Source organism: Luteibacter sp. P4_E6 (genome assembly GCF_056401535.1).
Genome location: NZ_JBFUJE010000875.1, coordinates 1 through 1,079, shown reverse-complemented (window position 1 = coordinate 1,079; position 1,079 = coordinate 1). Strand labels below are relative to the sequence as shown.

At 61.1% G+C, this 1,079-nt stretch carries 1 protein-coding gene and 1 pseudogene; both read left to right on the top strand.

The features are described 5' to 3' along the window. Window positions 1-562, top strand: a 562-nt coding sequence (locus AC1DT2_RS24260) for a class I SAM-dependent methyltransferase (RefSeq protein WP_477299290.1), incomplete at its 5' end; no start/stop codon positions are given. Window positions 563-590: 28 nt separating this feature from the next. Continuing rightward, window positions 591-1,079: pseudogene (locus tag AC1DT2_RS24255) on the top strand (flavin reductase); the annotation flags it as partial.

The following is a 1,079-nucleotide window of genomic DNA, read 5'->3' as shown; positions in this document are numbered from 1 at the left end:
GTTCCAGGCCCTGGCGCTGAACCTGCTTCCCAAGGGAGCGGACGTGCTGGATTTCGGCGCAGGAACCGGTATCGATGCAAAGGTATTCGCCGCTCATGGGCATCGGACGTTCGTTTACGAGCCGTCCGATGCCATGAAGGGCTACCTGGCGACGCACTGCCAGGACGAAATCGCCCGCGATACCGTGACTACCGTGTCGTTGCCCCTCACCTGCAAGGTCCACGGGGTCACGGCGAACTTCGCGGTCCTTAATCACATTCCCGACCAGGCGGCGCTTTTTGAGGACCTCRCCCGTGTGGTCCAACCGGGCGGCTTTGTCCTGGCCAGCATGCTGAATCCTTTCTACCTGGGCGACGCCCGCTACTCCTGGTGGCGGGCGAACCTCCTGAACCTGATCCGGGACGGTAGCTACGGCATCCCCAGTGAAAGCCGTATCCACCGTTTCACCCCGAGTGCGGTGGCGCGTGCCGCCGCTCCTCATTTCCGGCTCGAACGTCTGGATCCGCGGGGTCTCGGATTGGCCACCAAACTTTATATGTTCCTGTTGTTCCGGCGGCTTTGACATGTGGAAGGACTGGATAAGGCCCTTTGTGCGACCGCTACCGCAGTGGGCGACGATAGCGCTCGCTCCGCCGCAGCATGCCGTCACCGCGACCTTGCGCTGGGAGGGCTCGTCGGCTGATGTCACGGCCGACCTTACCGTGGCATCGCTCAATCCGCTGGTGATCGCGACGAGTGTCGATGCGGGCCAGCATGCTTCCCTCGAATATCGTGACAACACGACCAAGAGACTCCTGGGTGTTCTTCATCTGGTGAGGGACCCTCTGGAGATCGAGGCAACATCACTCGCCCTTTATCGCGTCGCATCCGGCGGACACTACTGTCTCAGCTGGCCGCGACGCACATGGAATGCCTGGCTTCAGAACCGCCTGATGCTGAAGAATCGAGCGTCAAATGGACTGAACACGGATCCTGTCGCGGTCCAGCAGTTGATGGTCGCCTACCTGTGCCCGAAGCCGGTAGTGCTGGTCGCCGTGAATACGGACGAACACCAGAACATCTTCCCGATGGATCTGATC